General features: G+C 56.5%; 22 protein-coding genes. 11 read left to right on the top strand and 11 right to left on the bottom strand.

The window, feature by feature from the left end; all coding sequences use genetic code 11:
• Positions 1 to 27: 27 nt before the first annotated feature.
• Positions 28 to 1551, bottom strand: coding sequence for an IMP dehydrogenase (guaB, locus tag GSQ86_RS09385; protein WP_158749696.1), 1524 nt, complete (start codon positions 1549 to 1551; stop codon positions 28 to 30).
• Between the two features lie 167 nt (positions 1552 to 1718).
• Here guaB and GSQ86_RS09390 point away from each other — a divergent pair, with 167 nt between their 5' ends.
• Both GSQ86_RS09390 and GSQ86_RS09395 read left to right on the top strand, forming a co-directional pair.
• Positions 1719 to 2426 (top strand): hypothetical protein, encoded by a 708-nt coding sequence (locus GSQ86_RS09390; protein WP_158749697.1) that lies wholly within the window; start codon positions 1719 to 1721, stop codon positions 2424 to 2426.
• Positions 2427 to 2433: 7 nt separating this feature from the next.
• On the top strand, positions 2434 to 3081 hold the full coding sequence (locus tag GSQ86_RS09395) for a hypothetical protein (RefSeq protein WP_158749698.1): 648 nt from the start codon (positions 2434 to 2436) through the stop codon (positions 3079 to 3081).
• Positions 3082 to 3087: 6 nt separating this feature from the next.
• On the opposite strand, the gene GSQ86_RS09400 is transcribed toward GSQ86_RS09395, so the two are convergent.
• The 4 genes from GSQ86_RS09400 to GSQ86_RS09415 all read right to left on the bottom strand — a co-directional run bounded on the left by GSQ86_RS09400 (position 3088) and on the right by GSQ86_RS09415 (position 5701).
• Positions 3088 to 3564, bottom strand: coding sequence for a DinB family protein (locus GSQ86_RS09400; RefSeq protein WP_254062268.1), 477 nt, complete (start codon positions 3562 to 3564; stop codon positions 3088 to 3090).
• A 62-nt stretch (positions 3565 to 3626) separates the two neighbouring features.
• The gene (locus tag GSQ86_RS09405) at positions 3627 to 4352 is read right to left on the bottom strand and encodes a class II aldolase/adducin family protein (protein ID WP_254062269.1); all 726 of its coding nucleotides are present in this window, start codon (positions 4350 to 4352) and stop codon (positions 3627 to 3629) included.
• Positions 4353 to 5342 carry a radical SAM protein gene (locus GSQ86_RS09410; protein WP_158749699.1) on the bottom strand — a complete coding sequence of 330 codons (990 nt, stop codon included), beginning with the start codon at positions 5340 to 5342 and terminating at the stop codon, positions 4353 to 4355. It abuts the gene before it with no gap.
• 86 nt (positions 5343 to 5428) lie between these two features.
• On the bottom strand, positions 5429 to 5701 hold the full coding sequence (locus GSQ86_RS09415; RefSeq protein ID WP_158749700.1) for a hypothetical protein: 273 nt from the start codon (positions 5699 to 5701) through the stop codon (positions 5429 to 5431).
• A 204-nt stretch (positions 5702 to 5905) separates the two neighbouring features.
• On the opposite strand from GSQ86_RS09415, the gene rimP reads away from it, so the two are divergent.
• The 3 genes from rimP (at position 5906) to infB (ending at position 11461) form a co-directional block, all read left to right on the top strand.
• Positions 5906 to 6481, top strand: a complete 576-nt coding sequence (rimP, locus tag GSQ86_RS09420; protein ID WP_158749701.1) for a ribosome maturation factor RimP — start codon at positions 5906 to 5908, stop codon at positions 6479 to 6481.
• Positions 6482 to 6521: 40 nt separating this feature from the next.
• Positions 6522 to 8171 (top strand): transcription termination factor NusA, encoded by a 1650-nt coding sequence (gene nusA, locus GSQ86_RS09425; protein WP_158749702.1) that lies wholly within the window; start codon positions 6522 to 6524, stop codon positions 8169 to 8171.
• A 143-nt stretch (positions 8172 to 8314) separates the two neighbouring features.
• Positions 8315 to 11461: a translation initiation factor IF-2 gene (infB, locus tag GSQ86_RS09430; protein WP_158749703.1), complete on the top strand. Its 3147-nt coding sequence runs from the start codon at positions 8315 to 8317 to the stop codon at positions 11459 to 11461.
• 295 nt (positions 11462 to 11756) lie between these two features.
• On the opposite strand, the gene GSQ86_RS09435 is transcribed toward infB, so the two are convergent.
• Together GSQ86_RS09435 and GSQ86_RS09440 are read right to left on the bottom strand one after the other, a co-directional pair.
• Entirely contained in the window at positions 11757 to 12887 is a 1131-nt protein-coding gene (locus GSQ86_RS09435) for a PepSY domain-containing protein (protein WP_158749704.1), read from the bottom strand.
• Between the two features lie 2 nt (positions 12888 to 12889).
• Positions 12890 to 15286 carry a TonB-dependent siderophore receptor gene (locus GSQ86_RS09440; RefSeq protein WP_158749705.1) on the bottom strand — a complete coding sequence of 799 codons (2397 nt, stop codon included), beginning with the start codon at positions 15284 to 15286 and terminating at the stop codon, positions 12890 to 12892.
• 287 nt (positions 15287 to 15573) lie between these two features.
• Between GSQ86_RS09440 and GSQ86_RS09445 the strand changes: the two genes are divergently transcribed.
• Positions 15574 to 15933, top strand: coding sequence for a hypothetical protein (locus GSQ86_RS09445; protein WP_158749706.1), 360 nt, complete (start codon positions 15574 to 15576; stop codon positions 15931 to 15933).
• Positions 15934 to 15937: 4 nt separating this feature from the next.
• On the opposite strand, the gene GSQ86_RS09450 is transcribed toward GSQ86_RS09445, so the two are convergent.
• Positions 15938 to 16882 carry a S1/P1 nuclease gene (locus GSQ86_RS09450; protein WP_158749707.1) on the bottom strand — a complete coding sequence of 315 codons (945 nt, stop codon included), beginning with the start codon at positions 16880 to 16882 and terminating at the stop codon, positions 15938 to 15940.
• 66 nt (positions 16883 to 16948) lie between these two features.
• Here GSQ86_RS09450 and lepB point away from each other — a divergent pair, with 66 nt between their 5' ends.
• The 3 genes from lepB to GSQ86_RS09465 all read left to right on the top strand — a co-directional run bounded on the left by lepB (position 16949) and on the right by GSQ86_RS09465 (position 19569).
• Entirely contained in the window at positions 16949 to 17773 is an 825-nt protein-coding gene (lepB, locus tag GSQ86_RS09455; protein ID WP_254062270.1) for a signal peptidase I, read from the top strand.
• 67 nt (positions 17774 to 17840) lie between these two features.
• Entirely contained in the window at positions 17841 to 18575 is a 735-nt protein-coding gene (locus GSQ86_RS09460) for an ion channel (RefSeq protein WP_158749708.1), read from the top strand.
• Between the two features lie 148 nt (positions 18576 to 18723).
• Entirely contained in the window at positions 18724 to 19569 is an 846-nt protein-coding gene (locus tag GSQ86_RS09465; protein ID WP_254062271.1) for a metallophosphoesterase, read from the top strand.
• Between the two features lie 963 nt (positions 19570 to 20532).
• Here GSQ86_RS09465 and GSQ86_RS09470 read toward each other — a convergent pair.
• From GSQ86_RS09470 to GSQ86_RS09480, 3 genes are all read right to left on the bottom strand, one after another.
• Positions 20533 to 21042 carry a hypothetical protein gene (locus GSQ86_RS09470; RefSeq protein WP_158749710.1) on the bottom strand — a complete coding sequence of 170 codons (510 nt, stop codon included), beginning with the start codon at positions 21040 to 21042 and terminating at the stop codon, positions 20533 to 20535.
• Positions 21043 to 21155: 113 nt separating this feature from the next.
• The gene (locus tag GSQ86_RS09475) at positions 21156 to 21806 is read right to left on the bottom strand and encodes a hypothetical protein (protein WP_158749711.1); all 651 of its coding nucleotides are present in this window, start codon (positions 21804 to 21806) and stop codon (positions 21156 to 21158) included.
• Positions 21807 to 21910: 104 nt separating this feature from the next.
• A complete protein-coding gene (locus GSQ86_RS09480) occupies positions 21911 to 22792 on the bottom strand; it encodes a class I SAM-dependent methyltransferase (protein ID WP_158749712.1) in 882 nt (293 codons plus the stop codon).
• A gap of 140 nt (positions 22793 to 22932) precedes the next feature.
• On the opposite strand from GSQ86_RS09480, the gene GSQ86_RS09485 reads away from it, so the two are divergent.
• A complete protein-coding gene (locus GSQ86_RS09485) occupies positions 22933 to 23430 on the top strand; it encodes a DinB family protein (RefSeq protein WP_158749713.1) in 498 nt (165 codons plus the stop codon).
• 142 nt (positions 23431 to 23572) lie between these two features.
• The gene (locus GSQ86_RS09490; RefSeq protein WP_158749714.1) at positions 23573 to 24193 is read left to right on the top strand and encodes a hypothetical protein; all 621 of its coding nucleotides are present in this window, start codon (positions 23573 to 23575) and stop codon (positions 24191 to 24193) included.
• Positions 24194 to 24952 lie beyond the last annotated feature (759 nt).

Below are 24952 nucleotides of genomic sequence, written 5' to 3' on the forward strand. Positions count from 1 at the left end.
GCTGTAGAGTTTGAGAAGTCATCCGGATTACTCGACGTGGTAGTTCGGGGCCTCGCGGGTAATGATGACATCGTGGACATGACTTTCACGCAGGCCAGCGTTCGATATGCGGATAAAGCGCGACTTCGTCTGCAGCTCCTCAATGGTTGCGCAACCCAAATAGCCCATGCCGGAGCGCAGTCCGCCAACCAGTTGATAAACCATCGCTTCCAGCGGTCCACGATGCGGCACGCGACCCTCGATGCCTTCCGGAACGAACTTCGCCAGGCGGTTCTGGCCGTTGCGCTCCCGCGCGACCACCCCTTCGGTGCTCGCCGGAGCTTCTTCAAGATCACGGCTGCTCTGAAAATAACGCTCGCCCGATCCCTGTGACATAGCGGAGAGCGATCCCATGCCGCGATAGGCCTTGAATGACCGTCCCTGGTAAAGAATGGTTTCGCCGGGGCTCTCGTCCACGCCCGCGAAAAGCGAACCGATCATCACGCTGCTGGCGCCTGCAGCAATCGCCTTGGCCACGTCGCCGGAATACTTGATGCCGCCGTCGGCGATCACGGGAACATTGTGCTCGCGGCCAGCTTTGTAGGCTTCGCTGATGGCAGTGATCTGCGGCATGCCTGCGCCTGTAACCATGCGCGTGGTGCAAATGGATCCGGGACCGATGCCGACCTTGAGGCCGTCCGCGCCAGCGTCAATCAGCGCCTTTGCGCCTTCATAGGTGGCAATATTTCCGGCAAGCAAATCTACGTCAGGAAAGCGCTTTTTGACCTCGCGGACGGCTTCGAGCACGCGCGAAGAATGCCCGTGGGCGGAATCGATTGACAGCACATCGACGCGGTTCTGCACCAGAGCAGCGGCGCGTTCCAGAAAGTCGCCGGTTGCACCAATGGCAGCGCCTACACGCAGGCGGCCCTGATCGTCTTTCGCAGCACTCGGATATTTCAGCTTCTTCTGGATGTCCTTAACAGTGATGAGGCCCTTGAGCTCGTACTGGTCGTTGACGACGAGAAGCTTTTCCACGCGGTGTTTGTGCAGAATCAGCTCGGCCTCTTCCAATGTGGTCCCCACCGGAACCGTGATGAGGTTCTCTTTCGTCATCACGTCGGCAATAGGAATATCGGTGCGTGTTTCAAAACGAAGGTCGCGGTTGGTAAGAATACCCACCAGTTTGCGATCCTTCGTTACCGGCACGCCCGAAATTTTGTACTTCCGCATCACATCCAGCGCGTCTGAGATGAGCTGGTCGGGAGTGATCGTCACCGGATCGACGATCATGCCGCTTTCCGAGCGCTTTACCTTATCGATCTCCCCGGCCTGCTGTTCGATAGTCAGGTTGCGATGCACGATGCCGATACCGCCCTGCTGCGCCATGGCGATCGCGAGACGCGACTCGGTCACGGTGTCCATCGCAGCGCTTAAAAGCGGTGTATTCAACAGGATACGGTTGGTGAGCTTGGTTTGTGTGCTTACCAGTGCAGGAACAACTTCACTATAGGCGGGTACCAGCAAAACGTCGTCAAACGTTAAGGCTTCGGGGACGGGATGTTCGATCATTGTGTTCCGTGTGCGAAGATGCTTCTTCGCGGGCTAGAGGCCGGGTATACGGCAATTTCCTAAATGGTTCCTACGATTGTAGTGGGGTTGTGGAAACTGGGCAAACTTTAGGGGAACCGCGCCCTGTCTCGAACCGTATCTCCAGTGAACGAAAATCAGGAGCCGAAATGGCCCAACGCATCCCTTATGTATTGATCCGCCGGACGTTATGTTTGCTGGCTGTTGCCCTGCTGGCCTCTTGTACGGCGCTTCGGGCGGACGATTCGAACTGCAATGGCGAACCGGTAACGAACCGCGAGTTTCAGCAACAGCCAGGAGATGTGCTCGACGCCCGCCATCTTGAAATTGCGCGAACATTCTCGGGAGCTGGCACACTGAGCGTAAACGTCTGCAATGCACAGTTGCGGGTGCTTACACGACCCGATGCCAAAGATCTGAAGCTCTCCGTCGAATTGGAAGAGAAAACCGCCAGCCCCGCTCCCGAGTACATTCAGAAGCTGGTTGTTACGCCAGACAATGCCGCGATTCACCTGAAGTTTCCGAACGGCTCTCACGCTGTGGTCACGCTGACCGTTCCGATGAACAAAGGATTGAACAGCGAGTTCAACCTCGGCAAGGGCGATCTGAATTTCAACGCGATTGGCAGCGCGGGACAGCGCAACATCAACGTCGGCTATGGTCACGCCAAGCTATTGGTTGAAGGCGACAAAAGCTATGCAAGCATGCAGGTAAATATCGGCATGGGCTCATTGCATGATCACCGCCCCGGTGGCCACGACGGGCATTTTATCGTCAGCAGAAACTACAGCGGCGCAGGCGACGGCACGCTTGAAGTCAATGTCGGCATGGGCAGCATGGATATCTCGCAGGAATAGAGGCACTATGAAATTTGCAGCTTTGTCGGTCATCATTCTTGCTGGCGCAGGCGCTTTGCACGCGCAGGAGACGGCGCCGCGACAGAAACTTGACTTGCCCAAACCGGCGCCATTCGTAGTGAGCAAGAGCCTTCCTGCAAACGGCACCCTGGTCATGCAGATGAATGTCGGTGAGGTACACGTGGTGCACAGCGACGACGAAAAGACGATTCGCCTCACCATCGACCCGCGTTCGTTCTACGACGACGCAACCGTGCAATCGTGGGTGCATCGTTTCGATGTCGCAGGCGACCGTGCCACGATCGATTTGAAGTTGCCGAAGCATGAAGGCAACCATCAGGGCGCGAGTGTCACCATCAGTCTTCCCGCGCAAACCAATCTAAAGCTCGATCTCGGCATCGGCGATCTGTCGGTAAAGGGAATTGAGGGGAATAAAGAATTGCACGTCGGCATCGGTGATCTGGTTGTGGGTGTCACCGACGGAGCGAAATACAACGAAATCACTACCGGCACAAAGATCGGTGATGCGAGGGACGCCATTTCCCGGCAGAGCTCCGATGGATTTTTTCCAGCCACGAAGCGCATCTCATTGCAGGGTCCCTATAAATTGCACGCTACTGTGGGCATCGGCGATGTGAACGTCGTGCAGGAGTGATCCTCATCACGCCTGTTGTATCTTCTCCAGCTGTTGCAGATGGTTCAAATCATGACCAGCCATCGTCTCCACAATTGTGGCAAAAGTCATCGGTCCGCGTTCTGGATGATTCACAGTTTTGCCGCGATCGTCGTCGGACAGACCGTGGATGAGCGAAAGATTCCAGCGGCGCACTGCTGAAAAAGTGGCGACTGCCGCGCTGGCATCATACGACGCATACGTGCGTGCCCAGTGCTCCTGATCGAAGGGTTGGATGACATGATTGTCTTCCGCCAGCGTCTGCCGCAGGCGAAAGGCAAAGGCGATTTCGCAATCGGCGAGGTGCGCAAAGATTTCGCGCGGGCTCCACTTGCCGGGCGCCGGAGACTTTTCCAGTCCCGTGGGTCCCAATTGTTTGTAGAACTCAGCCAGTCTTGCCGCAGTGGAAGAGAGCACTTCCTGCGGGTCCCGGTCACCGAGAAATGTTGCGTAAGGATTCAGCACAGTCACCGCCTGAGTGGGTTACCCCGTTGTAACACACTTTCAAAGCAGTCTTTGTGGCCGGATTACATCCTGCAATTCGAACGGTAGCGTAGACGCGCTTGCTGCAGCTTGCCGATTGCTTCTTCGCCCAGCGGAGTCGCGCAGCCCAGTTGATGAGCGGCCAGACACACCTGCGCAAAATGCTCCGTGGTTTCGAGCTTCATGAATGCGTCGAGAAGGTCCTGGCCATAGGTAACAAGCCCATGGTTGGCCATCAGAATCGCATCATGATCGAGCAGGTAAGGCTCCAGGCTTGCGCCCACTTCGTCTGTCCCGGTCGTGGCATAGGACGCAAGGGGAATCTTGCCGAGAGTCATCAGCAGCTCCGCGCACAATGGTTGGTCGAGTGCCATTCCGCAGGAGGCGAACGCCGTTGCAATCGGTGGGTGGGCATGAACGACTGCCTGCACATCCGGGCGGGCAGCATATACCGCCACATGCATACCGATTTCGCTCGTGACATTGCGTGTGCCCGAAAGCAGTTTGCCGTTGAGATTGGCGATCACCATGTCCGAAGGACGCAGCAGGTATTTGCTGCAGCCGGTCGGCGTCGCCAGGATGCTTTCCTCATCAAGCCGCACCGAGAGGTTGCCTGAGGTGCCAGGAGCAAAACCCAGCCGATACATCCATTTGGAGAAGCGAGTCAGCTGCCGTCGGAGTTCACGTTCCGATCGCTCAATGTTGACGACTGAGCCCTGACGAGCCGGAGCAGCTGTTTCCATGAGAGTCATTGCAGGCTGGGACGTCATTTACGCAACCTCTTTTTGAGAATTTCTGAGCTTATCTACGCCCCTGCCGATACGTTCGGAGGCGCGAAAGATCTTACCTAGGCCGATACCGCCGATTTCGAGATGTCCTACCGCCGCTAATCCCATCGATGCCATGCAGCCGCATTGCGAGCAGTCAGGATTGCCGCCGAACTGGCAGGGAGTGACGCGGGTCTTAAGATCGGCGGAGACGATCTCGGTGGTGCGAGCAAAGATGCACTCGTCGGGAGATTTAGGTGGATGGAGAAATTCGCGCAGCACCCTCTCGCTCATATCGAGCACGGGGAAGCGGGTGCGCAGCTTGCCCAACTCTCCAATGACCCGGACGCGCTCTTCAGGTGTCAGAATTTCCGGTCCTACAGCGCCATGCTGGGGCGTAAAAATACTCATCCAGATGCGTTTAATCTCCGGTATCTTGCTCCAGAAGGCAAGAAATTCCTCAAAATAGCCTTCGCGCTTCATCATCTGGCCGGTAATGGTGCTGTGAATCGTCACCCTGCTGCCCTGGATATTCTTCAAAATACGTTCGTAAGTAGCAGGTTTGCGCCGTTCATCGTGATCGGGTTGAAGTCCATCGATGGAAACCACGACGTTGAGTCGAGTGAACTTCGTCCAATGCATTGGGATCGGGCGAAACGCGCTAGTTACAAGCTGAACATGAATACCGCGCTCATCGAGTTCTGGCAAGATTTTTTCTAGTTCCCTGTAACGGACCATGGGATCGCCCCCGACGATGGACACGTGGAGAGGGCGATGTTCGTCGACAAGAGCGAGCATCCGTACGACCAGTTCATCCTGTTTGTAGTCGGAGAGAACGCGGAGAGTAACGCCGTTTCCGCCCAGATGGGCGTCATCGTAGGCGTAGCATCCGGGGCAGCGCAGGGGGCATTCTCTTGTGATTTCAATGGACATCAGAGGCTTTCGACCGCTGAGGATGGTGGACCAGGAGTGGAGCAGTTCTTGTGCCTTCATGTATTCCTCTGATGCTCCCATTTGGGGAAGCCATTTTTATCGACGTTTAACCAGGACGCAACGAAATCGACAAGAAATGCAGAGAATTAGCACTGCTGGACGCAGCTTATCTCGAGAGGAAGTAAAGGGCCCAGGATAGAAGCAACTACGCGGTTGTCTTCTAAACTACGGACAAGAAAGGCCAAACGCACCAGATCGGCCAGCAAAAGTGTGCCGGCAACCAGGCTGAAGATCAAAAGAGCGATCACCTGGAGCGATTTGAGAACGGTCTGGGGGATATCGACGGAAGGGGCGATACACAGCGCGAGCACACAGATTACACAGAGCAGAGCCACGGCGATGGTGAGGATTCGCGCCATCTGGCTCGATGGTAGATGCCTTTGCCGGGGATTGCAAACCCTAGAGAAAGAATTGCTTCCAGCCTTCTGTTTGAAATCGTGGTGGAAGAGGAGTATTCTGAAATAGCAGACGAGTTTGTCCGTGCCTGTCGTGAATCAGCCGGGGCACGGAAGGAATGAGTGGGCGAAAGCCCACTTTTCTTTTGCTGCAAAATTCAATCGCATATGGCCTTGAATCTGGACCAAATTCGCGCCACCGCGCAGCGCGTAGCCGCTTCGCACGGCCTTGATGTGGTCGAACTCGAGCATCAAGGCGGCGGAAAGCATCGCATTTTGCGTGTTTTTATCGAGAAAAACGCAGCTGAACGCACAAAATTAGCTGAAAAAAGTACGGATTCGGAGACACCGGTACCTGCTGGGATCGGGACTGATCAGCTGGCCGGCATCACCCACGATGACTGCCAGGTGTTCAGCCAGGACTTTGGCACTGTCCTCGATGTCGAAGAATTGATTCCCGGCTCCGAGTACACGCTGGAAGTTTCCTCACCGGGCCTGGATCGCAAGCTTTACGGCGAAACGGATTACCGACGTTTTGCCGGCAGCATGGTAAAGTTGCAGACCTTTGACCCGGTCGCGGGCAACCGCCACTGGCAGGGCAGGCTCACAGAAGTAAAAGAGCATGCGATAGCGCTCGATCTGTCCGCGGTACGGCAGAAGGGCAAAAAAAAGAATTCGGCGAACGAGACCGTCGAGATTGAATTCGCCAACATTGAGAAAGCCAACCTCGTCCCCGAAATTTGAGGCGATCGCGTCATCGCCAGGGAGAGGGAAAGAGAGAGCTATGGCAAGTCAGCTGTATCAGAGCATTGAGGCGTTGAGCCGTGATAAAGGCATCGACCCCGGCGTCGTCGTAAACGCGGTGGAAGATGCGATCGCGCTGGCGACCCGCAAGTACTACAAGACGCAGGAAAACATGCGCGCCGAGCTGGACAAGGAAAGCGGCGAGATTCGCGCTTATGTCTACAAAACGGTAGTGGAAGCGCCGGAGCAGATTGAAGACCCGGTGAACCAGATCGCTCTCGAGCAGGCACGCGAACTTGCGCCTGAAGTCGAAGTGGGCGGCGAAATTCGCTATTACAAGCCTACCGATGTGCTCGGCCGTATTGCCGCGCAGATGGCCAAGCAGGTCATTTTCCAGAAAGTCCGCGAAGCGGAACGAGACACGGTTTTCCAGGAATATAACCACCGCGTCAATGAAGTGATCAATGCAACGGTAAAGCGCCTTGAGCCACAGGATGTGATCTTTGACCTGGGCAAGGCGGAAGCACGCATGCCCAAACGTGAGCAGTCCCGGCTGGAGCAGTTTGCCGTAGGCGAGCGCGTGCGCGTCGTTCTGCAGCGCGTGGATCGCGCCGCCAAGGGCCCGCAGGTAATCGTCTCCCGCGCCGCGCCGGAGCTGGTGCAGAACCTTTTCCAGAGTGAAGTACCTGAAATTTACGACGGTACGGTCATGATCCGCGCCGTTGCCCGCGAAGCTGGTGAGCGCACCAAAATCGCTGTCATGTCACGCGACAAGGACGTCGATCCCGTCGGCGCCTGCGTGGGCATGAAAGGCATGCGCGTGCAGTCGATCATCCGTGAATTGCGCGGCGAAAAGATCGACATCATCGAGTTCAGCGAAGAGATCACAACCTTCGCCGAAAAGGCGTTGCAACCCGCCAAGGTAAGTCGTGTCAGCATTACGGACCTCGGCGACAAGCAGCTGGAGGTCATCGTCGATGACACGCAGCTCTCGCTGGCTATTGGCAAGAAGGGCCAGAACGTTCGCCTTGCCGCGAAACTCCTGGGTTGGAAGATCGATATCAAGAGCGAGGAAGAGAAGCGCCAGGAAGTCGAGCAGCAGATGCAGGCCATGTCTGGCGGCCCGTCCACACCGATCGAACAGGTCAGCGAACTGGGTGAATCGATCATCCAGAAGCTGGTCGCGGCTGGTGTGACTACGGTCGAAGGATTGGCCGACATGACGCCGGAACAGCTGGAAGAGATCCCGGGAATTGGAGAAAAGACCCTGGAAAAGATCGGAACAGCGGTACGCCACTACTTTGGACAGTACGAAGAAGGCGAAGAGCGACCTGCCTCTGCGGAACCCAGTCTGGCCGAAGCGAAACACATCGCCGATGCCCAGGCGGAAGAAGAGATCGACGCGCTCGAGCAGGATCTGACGCAGGCTGGCGAAGAGCGGCCCAGCGAAGACGGTTCCGGGTTGATCGACGATGAGTTGGCGGAAGAGCGGTTGGCCGAGGTCACGGAAGATGGCCCCGCGCTGGAAGATGAAGGCGCTGAAGCCATCGTTCCCGGCCGCGAAGACACCAGCGAAATATTAGCCGAGCACCATCCGAATTCAGATAGCAATGCGGTATTGGAAGGCAACGTCGACGAGCCGAAGGATGAAGCAGTCGAAAACGGAAAGAATGACGAGGGCGGCGCGTAATATGCGCCGCCAGCAAACGAATTGGCCTGAGATGGGGGGCGCATATCGCACCATTTCAGGGGATAATACAAACAGGATTGACTCCCATCGGCATGAGGTTGCTATGAACAGCTGAGCGCTTGGGAAAGAAGCAAAAGGGGCGGATGAGCAAAGTTCGAATCAACGATTTAGCGCGCGAACTCGAAGTTAAGAGCAGGGCGATTCTTGACGTATTGACCGATGTCGGCGTAACCGAGAAGAAGACCCACTCCAGTTCACTGGAGGGGGATGAGGCCGAGCGTGTGCGTGCACACTTTAACCGTGGCGGTAAGACTGGCGGCGGTGCGAACACCTCCCGCGGCGATGCCGATAAGCCAAAGATTGACTGGTCTCGCGTATCGAAGCCAGGCGATGTGTTGAAGGCTATACAAGAGCGCAAGGAACAGGAAGCGCTCGCAGCGAGCCGGCCGCCCGCTCCTCCGGTGGCACCTACCAGACCCGCAGTCACAACGGCTCCCGTGACAGCGCCTGCTCCCCCGAGGCCGCCGGTTGTTCCTGCGCCAGCGCAGCAGACGCCTCCGGTGGATGCCGCAAAGCCTGCGCCTCGCAGAATTGTGCCCCTGCCGCGTCCCGCACCGGCCATCGTACCCCAGACTCCTCCCGCTCCGGCAATTGCCGCCAAGCCCCCGGCGGGTCCGGTTGTTGCCAAGCCGTCAGCAGTTCCTCCCACTGAGGCGAAACCGGCGATTGCGGCTGCTGTGCCGGGAATTCCGGTTGCGGTGAAGCCGCCCGCTACGCCAGTTTCTGCCGCTCCGACAATCGCTACTCCAGCGGCACCCACTGTAGTCTCTGCGGCACCATCAGCACCGTCGCCTGCCGCTACCTCTCCGACACCGTCGGCTCCGGTGGCTTACGGGCAAGTTGCTGCCGCTCCGCAAGCAGCGACACCGTCTCCTTCAAAGGCAGCTGCGCCGGCACTCCCAACTGCCCCGGTTACACCCGCCCGTCGCGTGATTATGCCGCAGACTGGCCCGCGCCCGGTCTATACCGCGCCACCGCCACCTCCGCCGCCTCCACCACCAGCGCCCGGCAGCCAACCACAGGGTGGCTTGCAACGCGGTCGGCCAATTTTTGATCGCCGCCCCGGCGGTGGGCCGGGTGGGCCGGGTGGGCCGCGACCCCAAGGAGGTCCTCCGGGACAGTTCCCCGGTGGACGCCGTCCCATGCACCCGACGCGCACCCAGCCCAGCGGAGCTCCAGGTGGAGCGCGTCCCGGCTTTGGTCAGCGTCCGGGCTTCGGCGCTCGCCCCGGTTTTGGCGGCCCGCGTCCCGGTCCAGGTGGAGCACCCGGTTTAGTTCCGCCTCCAGGTGAGGCACCGCGTCCGCAGCGTCCAGGTGGACAGCAGCGCCGTGGCCGTCAGCAGTATCCGAAGACCAAGGAAGGCCCGATGAAGGGCTTTGCGCCGCCATCACGTTTCGGCGGTGCGCAGGTTCCCTCGGAGCCGTTGCCGATCACCCGCACGATTACCGTGACGGAAGGCATCAGCGTGAAGGATCTGGCGGAAAAGCTCGGCGTTCGCGGAAAAGATCTCATCGCGACCTTGCTGATGCGCGGCGTCTTCGTTACCGTCAACCAGTCGCTCGATGCGGAGCTGGTGAAGGATGTGTCGCACCAGTTCGGCGCGGACACGCAGTTCATCACCTTTGAAGATCAGATGGCCAACGAAGCCATCGAGAGCATGCTTCAGCAGGAGAACCCGGACGAACTCGAAGTATCGCGTCCTCCCGTTGTCACCGTCATGGGCCACGTCGATCACGGAAAGACCTCGTTGCTCGACGCCATCCGCGAGACGGATGTAGCTGGCGGCGAAGCCGGCGGCATCACGCAGCACATCGGTGCGTACAAGGTACGCATCGGCAAGCAGGATTCTCCGGCATTTGGCCGCGAAATCGTCTTCCTCGATACGCCGGGTCACGAAGCCTTCACCCGCATGCGTGCACGCGGCGCCAAGGTTACGGACATTGTTGTCATCGTGGTCGCCGCCGACGACGGCGTCATGCCGCAGACACTCGAAGCGATCGACCACGCTAAAGCGGCCAATGTGCCGATCATTGTGGCCGTCAACAAGATCGACAAGCCAGATGCAAATCCCGACCGCGTGAAGAAGCAGCTAGGCGATCGCGGACTCGTTCCCGAAGACTGGGGCGGTTCGACGGTCTTCGTCGATGTCTCTGCAAAGAAGCGCCAGAACCTTGACCTGCTGCTCGAAATGATCTGCCTCGTCGCCGATCTCGGCAACCTGAAGGCAACGCCGGGACGCTCGGCTGTTGGTACGGTCATCGAAGCAAAACTCGACCGCGGACGCGGTGCTGTCGCCTCCGTCCTAGTGCAGAACGGAACGCTTCGCAACCAGGACAGCTTCATCGTCGGCAATACTTTCGGCAAAATCCGCGCCATGTTCGATGATCGCGGACGCGCCATTGAAGAAGCCGGGCCCTCGACGCCGGTCGAAATTCTTGGCCTCGAAAGCATGCCCGATGCGGGCGACACGTTCCTCGTCACCGCTGACCGCGATAAGGCCAAGGGTATTGCGCAGTACCGCAGGATGAAGGAGCGCGAGGCGCAGCTGGCGAAGTCCTCACGCGTTTCTCTTGAAGGCCTGGCCGAGCAGATCAAGCAGGCCGGCATGAAGGAGCTGCCGCTCATCCTCAAGGGCGATGTCACCGGTTCGGTCGAAGTGCTGGCCGATTCGCTGCAGAAGATGTCGACCGAGAAGGTGCGCATCAAGGTCATCCACTCCGGCGTGGGCGCGATCACGGAAAGCGATGTGCTGCTGGCTTCGGCATCGAACGCCATCGTCATTGGCTTCAACGTTCGCCCCGAGCGCAAGGTGGCCGATCTGGCCGAGCAGGAAGGCGTGGAAATTCGTCTGCACTCGATCATCTACGAGCTGCAGGACGAGATTCGCAAGGCCATGCTGGGCTTGCTCGAGCCGGTCTTCAAGGAGAATTACCTTGGCCGCGCCGAAGTGCTCAACGTCTTCAGAATTCCGAAGGTTGGCACGATCGCCGGTTGCCGTGTTCTCGATGGCGTGCTGCGGCGTGATGCGGAAGTCCGCCTGATGCGCGATGGAGCGCAGGTCTACAAGGGCAAGCTGACTTCGCTCAAGCGCTTCAAGGACGATGCGAAGGAAGTCACCAACGGTATGGAGTGCGGCGTTGGGCTGTCGAACTTCAGCGACATCAAGGAAGGCGACACTATCGAAGCCTTCGTTACTGAGAAGGTCGCGGCAGAGTTGACCGCCAGCTAGTCTTTCATCGTTGAATCAAAAACAAAGGGCGTGCGGTCATCCGCACGCCCTTTTTGTTATGCCGTTATCCTGTGCTTAAAGCGGTTTTCAGAAACCGGGCGCAGGGAACAGCCCAGGGCTAAAGCCCTTCAGGATGAAGCTCGTATTCACCGGGCTGAAGCCCGGTGCTTCTACCCTTGATAGCGAAAGATCCTGTCTTTTCTTTCCGAGTCATTGCCCTATTGGAGATCACAAGAAAGTAGATCCTTCGGTCGCCAAAATGACGGCGGTTGAATGCTGATAGAAAGCCCAATCCTTAAGCCCGCTTCACTCGCTGCCACAAAAACCTGTTCCAGTACATCAGCAATCCCGTCACGCTGAGCACCGGGAGGCTCATCCCGAACAAAAACCACAGCACCTTCGGGCCCCATCCCCATAATGTGCCGAAATGCAGCGGATGCATCGACCACAATATCCAGTCGCCGACGGTGCGGTTCTGCCCATAGTGCCACGTCGCCAGCCACTGGCCGCTCGACTGGCTGAAGTAGTGAATGTCCCGATGCGAAAAATCTCCCGGCGCGCGACTGTCCACATACACGATCACATTGTCGGTCTTGTCTGTAGGTATAGCGATGCCGCTGAAAGAATCACGCCCGGAAAGCTGAAGCGCCTTCTCAATCATCGGATCAACGGGGGCCATAGCTTCAGCCGGCTTTTGCTCAGGCAGCATCGGCGCGCGCATACCTTCAATGGCAGAGAAGGTATGCACCACATGCGCCACCTGCGACGGCCACGTGAAATACACACCTGAGATGGCCCACCAGCTGATGAGCACCAGCATCCAGATGCCGACGGCGCTGTGCAGATCAAAATTAATACGCCGCCAGTTGTGCCGAAGACTCACCTTCAGCCCACGCATCCAGATGCGGATGCCAGGCCACCACAGCACCAGCCCCGACGCTGCGAGCAGCAATAAAACCGTGGCGCCAATACCGTTCACGATCAGTCCCGAGTCTCCCATCAGCAGGTAAATGTGTAAGTCCTGCACCCAGTCGATCCAGAGTTTGCCGTGTCGCGGAAAGACGGCACCTGTCGCAGGGTCGGCGATGAGGATGGTGCGATGTTTTGCCGCGTCCTGCATGTAGACACGATAGAGCGGCTCTTTCGCTGTCGGCACCGTGATGAAGAAGACTTTGCTGGTGGAAAGAGCTTCCTGCGCGGTTTTGAGCACAATTGGAATTCCGGCGACATGCGCAGGATCGTAATTCGCCACGCGCGGTGAAGCCATCTCTGTGAATTCGTCCTCGAAGACCAGCAGCGAGCCGGTAAGCCCGATCACGATCACGTACAGCGACAGCAGGACGCCCGCCCAGAGATGTACCTGGAAGAGCGCTCTGCGCAACCATAGTTTTCGCGGGTGATGGAGGAAATTCCGAGCCAGCGACATGATTAGAAGTTGTACTTCACTGTCCCAATCACATTCCGCGCAAAACCGTAGCCGCAATACGCCAACCCCGTGCAGGTAGCCACGTAGCGTTTGTCAGTCAGGTTTGTCGCATTGACTGCAAGCGACGCTGACCGCCAGTTGAAGCGAAGCGCGCCATCCAGCAGGGTGTAGTTGGGAATGAAGATCGTATTCAGCGTGTCGGCCGCCGACTCGCCAACGAAACGCACACCGAAGTTTCCGCCCAGCCCGCTCAGCTTGCCGCCCGGCACGGTGTAGTCGGCGAGGAACGAAGTCTGGTTGCGCGGCGTCTGCGGAAACCACTTGCCAAGCTCAGCCGAATCCGCTGCCGAAGCCTTCGTGATTGCGGTCGAAACAAGACTGTATCCGGCATGCAGATTCCAGCCACGGCTGAGGTTTGCCACGCCTTCCAGCTCCGCGCCGCGCGAACGAACCTCGCCCGTCTGCACCGAGTACAGCGGATGCGCCGGATCCGTCGTCAACACGTTGGTCTGGTCGATATTGAAATACGAAGCCGTAATAAAGCTGCTCCACGTCCGCGGCTGAAACTTCAAGCCAGCTTCATGCTGGGTTCCCAGTGACGGCAGAAAGAGCTTGCCATCGAAGGTTGTTGAGCCGGTCGTGGGCTGGAATGAAGTCGAATAGCTGTAATACGGGGCGATTCCAATGTCCGTCACGTAGGTCACGCCTGCGCGCCCTGTAAATTTCGAGTCATTCTGGTGGTCCGTATTCGAGACGAGAAAATTATCGAGATCGTCAATGGCCCAATCCTCACGTCCTCCAAGCGTCATTACCAGATGCCGTTTGTACTTCACCTGATCCTGCAGATACACGCCATGTTGTTGCGAAAGTTCGTTCGTATTTGTATCCGGAGTCAGTTCCGGAATGGCTGCTCCATACACCGGCTGATACACATTGATCGGAGCCACAACTCCATACGCGCCTTTGATTCGCTCGTTCAGGTGAACGAAGTCGTAGCCCGCCAGAATCGTATGCTCCCAGTTCAAAGTCGAGTAGCGCTGTACCGCGCGCGTGTCAATGGTGTTGATGTCATCCCACTTCGGCATCGTGTACGCCAGCCGTGTCAGCATGTCGTTGCTGCCGTCGACAAAGCCGGTGCCATATACAGTACTGCCGTCAAAGTTCACATGCTGGTAACGGTAGTTCTGATGAATATTCCAGCCATCGCCGAAGACGTGATCGGCAGAGTAGCCGAGCGACGCCTGATCGCGATAGACATGCTCCCATCCGGGCTCGCCAACGAAGGTGTTTACAGGAATAATGCCGTCCGGATTGTTGTTATAGAGCGTGCCCGATGCCGGCAGGAATTGGCTCCAGCGCGTCTTGTCATGTTGCCAGTCGCCCATTGCGGTGATGTTGGTCTTTTCGCTTGTATGCCAGGTGAGCGACGGCGCGATCAGGCGACGATTGTCTGGCGTGTAATCGGTCTGCGTGTCGCTGTTGCGCAGCAACCCAAGCAGACGATAGCGCCATACCTGATTCGCATCGATAGGACCGCCGAAATCGAACTGCAGCTGCCGCCGGTCATAGCTGCCGAACTGCGCTTCCACCTCGCGGTGCGCTTCGGACGTCGGACGCTTGGTGACAAGGTTCACCAACCCTCCTGGAGGTGCCTGCCCATAGAGAACGGAGCTGGGTCCTTTCAGAACCTCAATGCTCTCCAGCTCATAGGGGTCCATCTTGCCGGCGAGAGAGTTCCAGCGCATGCCGTCGCGGAAGACGCCGTAGGTGTCGGAGGTAAAGCCGCGAATCTTCATCCAATCGTAGCGTTGCTCCACGCCGTATTCATCGGCTTCCACGCCGGGCGTATACCGCAGAGCCTCATTCACGGTAATCACATTGCGTGATTCCAGCTCTCGCTCATTGATCACTGAAATCGATTGCGGCACTTCAATCAACCGTGCATCGGTTTTTGATCCCGTATCGCTGCTGTAGGGAACAAAGCCCGTATCAGCCGTAACGCTGACTGTCTCCGCCGCCGAGCCAACGTTCAATGCAACTGTTGTTGTCGCATTCTGCACCGAATCAACCGTGACCAGCCGCTCCACGGTAGAAAATCCCACTGCGCGTACCGATGCATGGTAAGTCCCGGGATGAAGGCGAATCGTTGTCGCTCCATCGCCACCTGTCTGCGCGGAAAATGTTGCAGAGCCGCAGCTCAATTCAATGGCAGCCTGGGGAATCGCGGCCCCAGAGTTATCCGTTATAGCCAACCGGAAGGAAAGCGAGGGAGCGGAAGCGTCCACGTGGCATTCGCTGTCAAAAAGTAGAGAATCGTCGGCAAGAGCCTTATGCCCGGGCGAAAAAAACAGTCCTAAGCCAAAAAAAGCTACCAGAAATGAGGTAGAGGGTCGAGCCATGCAGTCATGCCTTTCTTGCAAGCAGCCGACGGCGCGCCCTATGCTATAGGCACATCGCCAGCCTGCCAGGTTGTCGGTCAAACGAGAGCCCCGCGATCCGCTTCGCCAAAAGACTGGTCACGGGGTTTTCTGTTGCAGACCATCGAATATTCGATGAAATTTATGCGTCTTCCTTAAAAGTACGACATTTTTAGTCCTATATCAAGATCGAGGGGCGAAATCCGACAGCGAGACGGGTTTCGCCGCGAGTCTGCGGCATCTTATAACCAGGAGAATTTTTCTTGAGCGTGGAATTGATAGTTCTGATGATCGAAGTCGAGCAGCCGGAAGGACTTTCCGCTCGCAAGTTGGTGCTTGAGACGGCGAAACACAACGTCATAACTGCGTATTCCGGGGATTACGGCGTCGAACTTCTTAAGCGCTTTCCGAATGTCGATGTAGTTGTCGTGCATCGCCACGTGGATGGCGAGGGCGCTGAAAAAATCATCCGAGAAATTAAAGAGCAGTCTCCAGATATGCCGGTGATTCTGTTGTCCCCTCATCCTGATGAAGACCCGCTGGGCGCGAACTACGTCATTCCGAGCCACGAGCCTCAGATGATTCTTGAAATTCTGGAGCGATCTTTTGGTGCATCCGGGACAAATTAGGACATTACTTCAAGTCGGCATTCAGCAGATTGGCCAAACGTGCTCCGGCTAACGCGATTTGCTGTTGAGCAGTAGTACGGGTTGCTGATTGGTAGGCCGCATCCGTCGTATAAGGGCCGGCAGCCGGGCCGACAGGTGCAACATAGACATTGGATTGCGCCAGATGGAAACTTTCGCTCACCCAGTCCGCCTCACTGGAATCGCTCGAGTTTGAGCCGGCGGCGGGAAGCGATTGCGCTGCGGTCAGCCCAATCTTATAGTCCTGAGTTGTTCCCATTCCTAAAATGTCGTCCCAGTAGGCGTGCAATTCGCCGGGAGCATTCGTAAGTTTCACGTCATTGCCACCGGCGTCGCCATTGTGATCTGCCGAGGTCACGCGAGTTGCGCAGTGGAGAGGCTGGTGGACGTCGCCCACCAGGTGCATGAGCCAGACAAGATCGTAGGACTTGAGCGAGTCACTTGCATTTGAGCTAAGCACCTGTCTGAAGACACCAATCTGGGTCTCGGCATTCGGTGTGGGGATCGCCGGGAGCGGCGTTCCGTCCGTGCTGAATGGCGTGTCGATGAAGTGCCAGTACTTGTGCATGTACTTATCGCCATAACCGGTATTCCTGGTCGCTTCGCTGGTTTTCGGGGGCGTGTCGCTGTCGAGCTTATAGCCGCTATTGCTGGCTTTAATCTCGTCGGGCCATGTGGCCGCCATCATAAAAATATAGAGATTCTGGTCGTCGACGGATGTGCCCTTGGGAATGTATGTCAGCCATTTCTTCTTATAAAAGGGGTTCTTCTTCAACAGCGTGATGGCGCGCTGCCGGGTTGCCGGAGTGAGCTGCTGCCAAGCCACGTAGGCCACGGCCATGTGGCCGATCGAATTCCAGGCATTTGCAGGAGGGATGCTGATGAGCAGGCAGATTGCCAATACGGCCAAGGAGCGCAGTTGGATCTTCATCGTCGAACCTCTTTCACAGAAGGCCCATTTGAGCGGCCATTGTCTCATTCTTATGGGGAGACGGCGATGAAAAACGCTTCCGCAGAATCGGAAATAGATGAAGGTAAAGCGCCGTCGGATATCATTCTTTCCATGAAGAAGAAGCAGCCGAACGAGACCCGGCTTGAAGGATTCGCATCGATTTGCAGCGTTCTGGTGACTGGTCTTTTTGCGCTGACATTTATCTTCGAGAATTGCGTGATTCCGTCGTCATCGATGGCCAGCACTCTGCTGGTCGGCGACCATGTCATGGTGGATCGGGAATCGCTTGCGCCAGGCTCTCATCGGTTGCCCCTAATGCCGTATCGCGAGGTAAAGCGGGGCGACGTGGTCGTATTTTACAAGCCGGTTGTGGAGGCTGACGGCGACTACACTCTTCTGGTCAAGCGTGTTGTCGGCGTTCCCGGGGATCGCATCCACCTGCGCAACGGTGTCGTATGCCTGAATGGTGTGGCGCAGAGCGAGCCTTACGCTGCAAAGCCAATCACAGACCTCTACGATCCTTATGTCGATGACTTTCCCTCAGCGCCGCCAGATGGCCATCCCGATGTAAAGGCGACATGGACTTTGACTTTGCAGGAGTCACTGCAGAACGGCGATGTTGTCGTGCCTCCCGATCACTACTTCATGATGGGCGACAATCGCGATCACAGCATGGACAGCCGCTTCTGGGGGTTTGTGCCGCGGGAGAACATTATCGGATCGCCGCTGTTTGTGTACTGGTCGTTTGGGGCAGCGGAGAACGATGAGTTGAAGCCCGCTTTGTCAGAGCAGGTGACTTCCATGGCTTACGAGATGCTGCACCTTTTCGACAAGACGCGATGGAGTAGAACGCTGCACCGGATTCAGTAATGCGCCCCAAAGAATAAACTGACCGTCTTTTCCGATCGTGCTAGCATGGGCGCGTATTTGCGAGCCTATGGATAAAGAAGCCCGATTCCTTCGCGCGGCCTACAAGGGCGGCCATGTGTGGTATCAGAACAAGTTCATGTGGCTGTTCATTTTTATGCTGTGCGTGTTGATCTATTATCCATACTCGCTCGGCAGCAATTTCCGTTATTACTCCTATCGGGCGATGTTCTGCCTGGTCATTCTTTTTACGGTTTACGCTCTTAGTATGCGGCGGTCTCTGCTGGTCGTCGCTCTGGTGCTGGCTGTGCCTTCCGTCGTTCAGCACACCGTCTATGTCGCTGATCCTAAGAGTCCCATCGGCGTGGTGAACTCACTTCTTGCTTTGGCCTTCGACATATTCATTGTTGTGGTTATCTTCCGCCGGATCTTCAGCAAGACACATGCAGACTCGGAGTCTATCTTTGGAGCGCTGTGCATCTATCTCTTCGTTGGCTTCAGCTTCGCCAGCATCTTTCTGTTGCTTACCCATTTTGAGCCGCATGCTTTTTATCTGGATCCTGTGGTCAGCGATCATCAGGTGCTCAATCGGCTCGATGCGGTGTACTACAGTTTCGGCACGATGACATCACTCGGGGCGGCTGGCATCACGCCCGTTTCCGGCGAAGCACGGCTGTTCACCATCATCGAGACGCTACTTGGAGTGCTCTTTCTTGCAGTTCTGATCTCGCGGTTGCTGTCGGCCTACAGCACGAAGAGTTCGGCGGTGAAGGTCGAGGAACAGGCGGGGGAAATTACATCCTGAGTTTCGTTCAACGGATATTGATGAATCAGCCAGGGCGAGCGGAGTAAATTCTGAAGTAATGACCTCTTTGAATCGCAGAAAATTTCTTGGATTGGCGGCCGCAGCTGGTTTGGGGTCCCTGGCCCCTTCGTCGCTTTTAAGAGAAGCGATGGCAGAGAAGACCGCTGACTTCACCTTTTTGTTTCTGACCGATACGCATCTGCAACCGGAGTTGAATGCTGCACAAGGCTGCGACATGTGTTTCAAGAAGGCGCGAAACATCAAGAGCGACTTCGCGATTCAAGGAGGCGATCATGTCTTCGACTCGCTGGCTGTAAGCCGCGAACGGGCAACGAGCCTCTTTGATCTCTATGGCAAAACAGAGCAGGATCTCGGCGTGAAGCTCTATCACACGATCGGCAACCACGATTGCCTGGGCGTCTATCCGGCGAGCGGTGTTGCAGAGACGGATTCGCTTTATGGCAAGAAGATATTTGAAGACCGCTTCGGCAAGACTTACTACTCTTTTAATCACAAGGGTGTGCACTTCATCGTTCTCGATTCGATCGGAATCACCAGTGACCGCGCCTATGAAGGCCGCGTGGATGCAGCGCAGCTTCAATGGCTAGCCTCCGATCTGAAGGCGCTGCCAGCGGCGACTCCGATCATTGTCTCGGTGCATATTCCGCTGGTGACAGCATTCGATTCCTATGTGCCTGTGCCCGCCACCGCTCCGAAGCATCACGGAGGAAGCGTCGCCAATGCTTATGAAGTGATCGCTCTTTTCGAAGGCCGCAACGTGCTTGGCGTGTTGCAGGGACACACTCATATCAACGAGACGGTAATCTGGAAAAGTGTGCCTTATATCACGAGCGGGGCAGTGAGCGGCAACTGGTGGCGTGGTACGCGCATGGGCACACCGGAAGGCTTCACCGTGGTTGAAGTAAAAGGCGGAAAACTTTCAACTCGATATGAGACGTATGGATTCAAAAGTATTGATCCTCAGAATACTTAGACCCAGTCTTCGAACGTACTAAATATGATTTTTTGAGCGTATGCTTATAGGTAGTAGCTCAGATTTCCCCTGCCTCCAGCCGCTCGAATTGCTGCAACCAGAGAGCAACTTTCAAGCAAACAAGTCATACGAGTGGTGTTTATGGGAATCGTCAGGAAACAGCATGTCAGCAAGTCCGGAAAGAACGTACTTGCATTTCGCCGGCAACCGGTAATCGGCAGTGTGGGCGCTATTCCTCGCGATACGGAGGCCAGATCACGACCCGGCGGCGGCCCGATCGTACCGATTGATATTGTTTCAGGTCGATCGCCTCTACAAGGAAAATAACTGAGCCAAGGCAAATTATGATTTCGCAGTGCAGTAACGCAGATTGCAGGAAGCCTCTCCTTTATCTCGATAACGGACGCGTGATACGCACGATCAAACACGTGGATGACAATGTTGAGATACAGCATTTCTGGTTATGCGGCGATTGCTATGTGATCTTCGACTTCTCTGTCGCAGAAGACGGACACGTGTCTTACCTGCGACGGGAAAGGCCGATGCTGGTGCAGAAAGAATATTATTCCGGGCCGAGGTTCGCTCCCTAGGCCGCCGGCCGGATGAGAGCTGACATTTCGATCAGCCATCTTCCTCGTCTCAGGCAAGATCTGAACTCGCTCCAGACGGGCTGTACTTTCACTCCTATTCCATCCATGGGGCACCGTCAACGATTGGAGCTTTTTATGACCTTAATCAAGAAGTCCGATGTACATCGTCATTTGTCCACCAAATCACGCGAGAACCGCGAACAAAAACGACCGTACGAAGTAGGCGATGCTGTGCCTGTAAAGGCAGAGCCAGCAATAGCACCGGCGTGCGTGACAACTAAGACGTCAACGATTACTCCAGCCAAGTAAAAGAAGCCGTGTTACTTGTGAAGCCAGATGCGAGTCCGCCAGAATCGGCGGACTCGCATGGACCTCAGCCCATATACATGACGTGAACATAAGTTCCCAGGCGCGTGTTGTAGGCGAGATACCAACCCGGATGGTCGGGATCTTCGTAGAGCACGATGTAATCGGAATTCCACAGCCAGCCTGAGGCGTAGCCGAGATCATACGGCGCCACGCTGAAGTAGTAACCACCAAACCAGAATCGTGATGGGCCGCCGCCTTCGAGATGCCAGCGGTGTTCGGGGCCGAAGCCGCCATTGAAGTGTCCATGCTCCCACGGATGATCCATGTGGTAATGAGGATCGTCGTGGCCGGTGTCATGGCCTACCCAGTGATCGTTGTCGACGTGCGGGGCATTGGGGTGTCCGGGCTGGTCGGCGAAGTTACGGGGATGTTGGTTGTCTGGCGTACCGTGAAACTCCTCAGGGCCGTGGCTGGGAGCGGGATGAGCGTCGCCGTGGGGGTGCTCCTGGGCAGATGCAGTGACCGGGAGAAAGGTAAGCGAGGCGACGATCAGCGATCCAATGAACGATTTCAAGAGAAAACCTCCAAACATCCAATTTGACGCAACGCAGAGATTTTAGACGTTCTCTGCATCGCCATGTATGAGTCTGTTGCGTTCGGGCAGGGTTGGATGGGAATGCTCTTCTCTCAAAGAATATTCACGGCTCGCGCCGCGAGCAGAGCGACGGTAGCGAATGAAATGAGCGCCTGCACCATCATGAGCAGCTTGGCCCACCGCGATAGAACAGGCGAGTCGGTCGGTGAGAAGGCGGTGCTGGTATTGAAGGCCAGAAACAGATAATCGACAAAGCCGGGACTCCAGCATTGCTCACCCATTTCGCGCTTGGCCTGCTGGTTAAGCGTCATTTGTGGAAAGAGGAAAGCTCCATCGGTATGGACCCCGCGCAGCTCACGGGCGCGCGGTCCTCCAGCGTCGAGCCGCCAATACCACGAGGCAAAGACCAGGATGTTCGCCAGCCAGAGCGCCGCTGCCGAACGCAGCAGGTCCGGCGGCGCTTCCTTATGAGAAGGCAGCGCGGCGATGAGCAGATAAAGCGACCAGACCATGTCGAGCGTCACGATGGAGGTCAGCACGTATCCCAGAATCCTGTTTATGCTGTCCATGCCGCGATAGCGCGCCCATACCGTGGGGATCATCAGCACGGCGACAAGGACGATGAGCAGCCACGCCGGGCCTACAGACAGGGATTCGGGCAGGGCGAGGCGCAATCCGCCTACCGCAAACAGAGCAAGCATGGCTGGCCAGCGAGGTTCCAGGTGTTTCGGAGCGTCCTTCATGGTGTGTCTCCATCATGCATCGCTGGTTCGCTGGGAGCAATGCTGAGAACCCAGGTTAGCTTCGCGAACCGGGGGCACCCGGCGCTGACGGGTATAAGGGTGGGTCAGGAGCGAGAACGAAAGAGTGTTATCCGGTTTGTCGCGGGCGCTGCTGCGGCCTCAAGCCAGGATTCCTCAGCGATGACAGAAGTACAGGGACCATATGTGCAGATTCGGATGGGACGTGTCGCAGCTTCACGTCTGAGGTGGTTGAGCACCTGGCGCAAAATGGATCCGGTAAATGGCGTGTATAGATAGAAGATTGTGCCGATGGAGAGATCAGCATCGCGTACATCCTGGTGAAGGAAGGTAGCCTGGTTTAGATTCAACTGCTGCGCACATTGTCGGGCGCGCTCGACGTAGGCTGCCTCTATCTCAATGCCGATGCAACGAGCGAGAGTACAAACCGATACCAGCAAGGACACATGGCCCAGTCCAGAGCCGAGGTCGATGAGAACATCGGCGGGGCTGAGCGTGGTGAGGCTGATGAGACTGAAGATATGGCGCGCCGGGGTGGGCTGATAAAAGACTATCTCTGAATCACGTTGAACTGGCGCGACGTTGGGCTCCTCGAACTGAAAAACTCCACTGATCAGCTCGTCGAGGTAGTCATAGCCGATTCCGTTGAGCGGCTCAATTGCGTCTTCCATCGCCACGGATGAACGTGCCCAGCGAAGCAGAGTGTGTGGCTGGCTGCCGCGCAGAATTTCACTACGAATGGCTTTGTAGAGATCATGATTCGCGGACTCGAGCCTGATGCGAATGGCGCTTGCCCGGCGATGGAGCGCAGCTGTTTTCGGCTCGATGACTGATTCCGAGTGATGAATATCCGGGAAATGAGCGTCGAGGATGTCCAGTGTCTCGAGGCGCTGGCGGAGCTGAGTCGGTTCGAGAAGCGACGCGTCGTTGTCGAGTTGCACGACGAGACGTTCTAAAGCATCTGTCAATCTTTGGGAGCTCCGTTCGTTTAAGGACTACTTGTATCTCAGGGTATATCAGGGATTTCGGATGTAAGAATGGGCCTTCAGTGAATGTCTGGAGGAGAGATAGCAGCCGGCGTTTATGATGGCTGCGAATGGAGGTTGTGATGTCGAAAACACCCGACCAGAGTCTGCTTGAAGCGCTGCTCGATTCCTGGGATCGGAACAATACCATCCTGCTCAACCTGCTCCACGCCCTGCCCGTGGGTGGACTGGAGGCCAGGGTGATGGTGGACAGCCCCTCGGTTGCGGAGCTGTTCACGCACATCCATTATGTGCGAATGGTGTTTCTCTCCGAGGATGCACCTGAGTTCGCCAAAGAATTGCCCGAGAACGAGTGGGTGGACGAACGCGATTCCGGCCGCATCGCTGAGATGCTGAACGAGAGCGCCAACGCGGTGCGCGAGGCGGTCAAGAGCCGGGTGGAAACGGGGCAGGAGATGAATCTTCACTACGACCACCCGATCCTTCTGCTACAGCATATGATCTGGCACGAGGGCTACCACCATGGTCAGATCAAGCTGGCACTCAAGGCGGCGGAAATTCCGATGGTGGATCAGGAAGTCGGGCCGCTTACGTGGGACGTGTGGATGCGCAAGAATTGATTTCCTGAGAGAAAACGATATACCACGCGCCATCCATAGCATCTGAGATGCCGGCCAATCTACCGCTCTCCGGCGTATGATTGGGCCGAAGCTCCTCGATGCCCATTGAGCAGGGCGTGTATCGCGAGATGGGAGGTGTATTTTGGCCCAGACGTTGATCAAGAACTGGTGGCTGCTAGCCTTGTGTGGCGTCCTTGACGCGATCATTTCAGTTATTTACTTAGGCAAGTTAAGCACGGGTTTCGTTTCGTTCGCAGCGGTTGCGTTTATGGGCAAGCTCACCGTCGCGGCAGGCGTTTGCGCAGTCGCAGGCGGCGTGTGGCGATCCTCTCAAGGCAAATGCTGGCCTTTGGTGTTGCATGGTCTTGCTCTGGGGGCGATGGGGCTAATCTTTAGCGGCGTCTTTGGCACCAAAACGAAATTTCTTACGATCGCGCTTCTGATCATGCTGGCTGCGATAAGCATCGGTATTCTCGCAATTACAGCTGCGCGAACCCTGCGGCGTGAGCGCCATGTTATGAACGGATGGCTACTTGACGTGGTCGGAGCGGTCTCAGTTGGTTTTGCTTTGGCTTTTTATGTTCTGGGATTTCAATGGATCAAGCTGGGACCAGGGTCACACGCAGACTTCATTTGGCTCGGCGCCTACTTTGGTTTTAGCGCTATCTGCATGCTGGGGGCGGCCCTTCGCCTGCGCAGTCTTTCCCTATCCAGCCCGATAGGAACTTTGCCGTTAGGACGACCGGGGCACGCGCATCCTTGATGATTCATGGGCAGAGTTAGCTCTTCGTTGATGTGAGGTCGCTGCGTGAGGTCGGCTCTTCGAGCCGGGTTTCTATTCCCGGCCTAAAGGCCGGGGCTTCTGCCTTATAGCTTACGTGGATATTTATTTTGGCTTCGGACTAACGAAGATTGATGCTGGGCTAAGTGGATTGCTCTCCCACCTTTGCTCTTCTTCGCAGATTGTGGCAATCGGTATCCAGGTACTTTGGTTTTCCGTTCATATAAGGGATGGGCTGTAGGATACCGTCATGGCGAGGAGGCTGGTTCGGTATCAGGAAGCGGGAGACCTGCATTTTGTGACGTTCAGTTGTCACGGCCGACGGCCTTATTTGCGAACAGAAGAGGCACGGGATTTATTCGAGCAGTCGTTGGAATCGAGAAGCTGCGATATATGCATCGGAATCCGGTGAAGCGTGGGTTGGTGGAGAAACCATATGAGTGGCACTGGTCGAGTTTCCGGCATCACTTGGATGGAGAGGTTGGAGCAGTAGAGATTGAGTCGGAATGGACAGCTACTCGGAGGGAGCGAGCCGCTGGCGGGAATGTCACGTAACAACTCACATGGGTGCCCCACATCTTGAAAAGATGTGGGATGGGATGATCCCATGTCTCAAAAGCGAGACATGGGGCACCCACGGTTAAGATTGATGGGTGCCCATGTCCTGAAAAAATGAGGGATACCAATGCACGAGGGATTGTTGAAATTTCTGAATCCAACCATCTGTTTTCCTTCGGGTCT

Source organism: Acidobacterium sp. S8 (assembly GCF_009765985.1).
Classification (GTDB): Bacteria; Acidobacteriota; Terriglobia; order Terriglobales; family Acidobacteriaceae; genus Alloacidobacterium.

Bases quoted from the DNA above. Each gene is read 5' to 3' on its own strand.
- GSQ86_RS09485 (WP_158749713.1), top strand. From the start codon at position 22,933: ATGTCGAAAACACCCGACCAGAGTCTGCTTGAAGCGCTGCTCGATTCC.
- GSQ86_RS09395 (WP_158749698.1), top strand. From the start codon at position 2,434: ATGAAATTTGCAGCTTTGTCGGTCATCATTCTTGCTGGCGCAGGCGCT.
- GSQ86_RS09435 (WP_158749704.1), bottom strand. From the start codon at position 12,887: ATGTCGCTGGCTCGGAATTTCCTCCATCACCCGCGAAAACTATGGTTG.
- GSQ86_RS09410 (WP_158749699.1), bottom strand. From the start codon at position 5,342: ATGAAGGCACAAGAACTGCTCCACTCCTGGTCCACCATCCTCAGCGGT.
- GSQ86_RS09390 (WP_158749697.1), top strand. From the start codon at position 1,719: ATGGCCCAACGCATCCCTTATGTATTGATCCGCCGGACGTTATGTTTG.
- GSQ86_RS09465 (WP_254062271.1), top strand. From the start codon at position 18,724: ATGGCAGAGAAGACCGCTGACTTCACCTTTTTGTTTCTGACCGATACG.
- guaB (WP_158749696.1), bottom strand. From the start codon at position 1,551: ATGATCGAACATCCCGTCCCCGAAGCCTTAACGTTTGACGACGTTTTG.
- infB (WP_158749703.1), top strand. From the start codon at position 8,315: ATGAGCAAAGTTCGAATCAACGATTTAGCGCGCGAACTCGAAGTTAAG.
- lepB (WP_254062270.1), top strand. From the start codon at position 16,949: ATGAAAAACGCTTCCGCAGAATCGGAAATAGATGAAGGTAAAGCGCCG.
- GSQ86_RS09450 (WP_158749707.1), bottom strand. From the start codon at position 16,882: ATGAAGATCCAACTGCGCTCCTTGGCCGTATTGGCAATCTGCCTGCTC.
- GSQ86_RS09405 (WP_254062269.1), bottom strand. From the start codon at position 4,352: ATGACGTCCCAGCCTGCAATGACTCTCATGGAAACAGCTGCTCCGGCT.
- nusA (WP_158749702.1), top strand. From the start codon at position 6,522: ATGGCAAGTCAGCTGTATCAGAGCATTGAGGCGTTGAGCCGTGATAAA.
- rimP (WP_158749701.1), top strand. From the start codon at position 5,906: ATGGCCTTGAATCTGGACCAAATTCGCGCCACCGCGCAGCGCGTAGCC.
- GSQ86_RS09460 (WP_158749708.1), top strand. From the start codon at position 17,841: ATGGATAAAGAAGCCCGATTCCTTCGCGCGGCCTACAAGGGCGGCCAT.
- GSQ86_RS09415 (WP_158749700.1), bottom strand. From the start codon at position 5,701: ATGGCGCGAATCCTCACCATCGCCGTGGCTCTGCTCTGTGTAATCTGT.
- GSQ86_RS09475 (WP_158749711.1), bottom strand. From the start codon at position 21,806: ATGAAGGACGCTCCGAAACACCTGGAACCTCGCTGGCCAGCCATGCTT.
- GSQ86_RS09440 (WP_158749705.1), bottom strand. From the start codon at position 15,286: ATGGCTCGACCCTCTACCTCATTTCTGGTAGCTTTTTTTGGCTTAGGA.